Origin of the sequence: Methanoregula sp., from assembly GCF_049690535.1 — an archaeon.
Classification (GTDB): Archaea; Halobacteriota; Methanomicrobia; order Methanomicrobiales; family Methanospirillaceae; genus Methanoregula.
The window spans coordinates 1-2,356 of sequence record NZ_JBAVMX010000136.1; the positions used below are offsets into that span (position 1 = coordinate 1).

At 50.3% G+C, this 2,356-nt stretch carries 3 protein-coding genes and 1 pseudogene; 3 read left to right on the plus strand and 1 reads right to left on the minus strand.

Annotation, left to right across the window (positions count from 1 at the left end):
• From WCE46_RS10845 to WCE46_RS10855, 3 genes and pseudogenes are all read left to right on the plus strand, one after another.
• Window positions 1-274 (plus strand): annotated as a pseudogene (locus WCE46_RS10845) (2'-5' RNA ligase family protein); the annotation flags it as partial.
• 292 nt (window positions 275-566) lie between these two features.
• Entirely contained in the window at window positions 567-1,655 is a 1,089-nt protein-coding gene (locus WCE46_RS10850) for a hypothetical protein (RefSeq protein WP_424733739.1), read from the plus strand.
• Between the two features lie 41 nt (window positions 1,656-1,696).
• Window positions 1,697-2,008 (plus strand): hypothetical protein, encoded by a 312-nt coding sequence (locus tag WCE46_RS10855; RefSeq protein WP_424733740.1) that lies wholly within the window; start codon window positions 1,697-1,699, stop codon window positions 2,006-2,008.
• Window positions 2,009-2,169: 161 nt separating this feature from the next.
• On the opposite strand, the gene WCE46_RS10860 is transcribed toward WCE46_RS10855, so the two are convergent.
• A partial coding sequence (locus WCE46_RS10860) for a hypothetical protein (protein ID WP_424733741.1) occupies window positions 2,170-2,356 on the minus strand: 187 nt, incomplete at its 5' end.

A 2,356-nucleotide genomic window follows, 5' to 3' on the forward strand; every position in this document is an offset into this window, starting at 1 on the left:
TGCCGATGCATTCAGGTTCCACGCAACGCTCGCCATGAAACTTGACTGGTTCACGTTCCAGAGAATAAAATGGTATTTCCGGAATCAGGAACAGGTCACGTACCGGCACCACCCGATCCGGGCGACACTGCTCAAAAATTCCAGGATCCTGTGCGAATATGATTTTGTCCAGGAGAGGATGCTCTCCCGGTCACAGGCACAAAGCAGGGCGACACGGAAACGTGATTTTGATATCCTCAAAATGTGGGAGGATGGACATGGAGAAGAGGAGTAATAGCACCCGGATGGAGAAACGTGGTGACTATAACGGTCGTTTGTCGTCGGGGGCAAAAGCACCTTCAGCCCATATGGGGAAATGCAGGGTGTGCTTTCAAAGGCAAAAATGACGACAAAATGCAATAAATTTATATCTAACAAAATGTAAAGAAATTTTTCCAATTGGGAAATGTCCTGGTTCGGCGAGCCAGCACCGGGCACTATCCATTTTGGCATCAAATCCATATCCGTGAAAATATGCATTCGATGGAATGAATACTCACGTGCAACCACCTGAAAGGAGGGATAACATGAAAAACCAAGGAACCATTCTTATCGGAACTATCATACTCTGCATGATTGTGCTCTGCGTATCTGCTGTAAGTGCTGCGAATTCCGGTCAGTCATGGAACGACAACCCGGAGCACATTACTGCCATGAAGGCATATGTCGCTTATGTGGGTGAAGATTACCAGGCAATGATGAACGGCGCGATCAGCTATGTCGGTACGATCAGCGGATCTGCCGGTACTGGCGATCTCACCGGGGCAGAGCAGCAGTTCACTGCGACTGCAACTTCTGTTGGGTCCATGACGACCAGCGATGCGATCGAAGCCGCCCTTTCCCAGATGAAAGGAGAGGTTGCAACATTTCATACCGACGCTTCAAACGACCTGAAGACGTACAACGGCAGTGAATCTGCACTTCATACAAGTGTGAACGCATCTGTCACCGCAGATCAGGCAACAATTGACAATCTCGATACTGCCTGGTGGACTGCACGCGAGACCTCGCGTCTTGATGAATTCACTCACAACGACGCAATCCGCAATGGGGCGCTTTCCAACCTGACCGCAAAAAACATTGATGTTTCGCAGGCACAGGGTATCGAAACCCAGATCAGCGGCTTACAGCCTTCCCTGAAGTCTGCCCTTGATGCCCGGGACGAAAATGCGCTCAGCAGCGTAAACGACCAGCTTGGCACATTCGGTAAACAGTTCTGGGAGGCTATAAGTGGCGACATGTGGCAGGCACGGGAGACGACCCGTCTTGCCGAGTTCGATAACCGCACGACAAACCTCCAGGACCAGCTCACCAACCTGACTGCGAGAGGGATAGATGTCACCCAAGCACAGGCAATTCTCACCCAGATTGTGGCTGAACGCGCTCCGCTCAAAGCCGCGTTTGATAATCATGATCAACAGGTGTTAAATACGGTAGATTCCCAGCTCACAGCGTTATATCAACAGTTCAGAACAACCGTCCAGGGTTACCGCCAGGCTGCCATTACCACCAGAAAAGAGGAGAATGCAGGGAACACAACAAGGAACGCTTCGTTCCGCCAGGCACAAGTCCGCTATAACGCGAGAACTGCCGCGACGGGGGGCAATACCAGCTGAAACATGTTTTCAGCGGATAGGATACAGGGAGGGAAAAAACTATGAAACATGTTACCATTGCCATGGGAATCTGTGCAATCCTGTTGATCGCAACAATCTTTGCTGCTGGTTGCACTTCATCATCAAACATACCGGCGACCGGTACGGGAGCATCTCCGCAGGTCACCCAGACGACCACCGTTTCAGCGGCATCGGTATCTGATCAGGGAACACAGGCGGTCAGTGCCAGTGACGACGCTGCAACTGATGCAAACACAGTCGCTGCTGATGCCGCAATCGATCCTTACAACAGCACCAGCCAGTCAACAACGATGGTGCCGGACAGCCAGGATCTGGGAAGCCCAATCCCGTGAAGATTTATTTTTTTATCTAATTCTTGTTATATTTTTTTAGTCTGTAATACAATCTGATGATTTTCTTGATAGATCTCGGTGAAAATCTCACATACCGCGTACTATAACTGACCAGGTATTATCACGACCGCATTGATGACCCGACCAGTTTGCAGTATGCCTCATCGATCCTCTGCCCGGGCCCTGCGGTAGTTTGTTCCGGGAGCCGGCCGCTTCAACTGGATCGAGAGCACATCCTGTGAAAATACTTTAAAATATCCCGGCACGCCAACGGGATGTAGGACTTGAGTATAATGGCAACAAAAACCGAACAGGACAACGCGGTGCTGGACAGGATTATCGGAGAAC

Excerpts from the sequence above, each read along its gene's own strand:
- WCE46_RS10850 (WP_424733739.1), top strand. The coding sequence starts at position 567 with ATGAAAAACCAAGGAACCATTCTTATCGGAACTATCATACTCTGCATG.
- WCE46_RS10855 (WP_424733740.1), top strand. The coding sequence starts at position 1,697 with ATGAAACATGTTACCATTGCCATGGGAATCTGTGCAATCCTGTTGATC.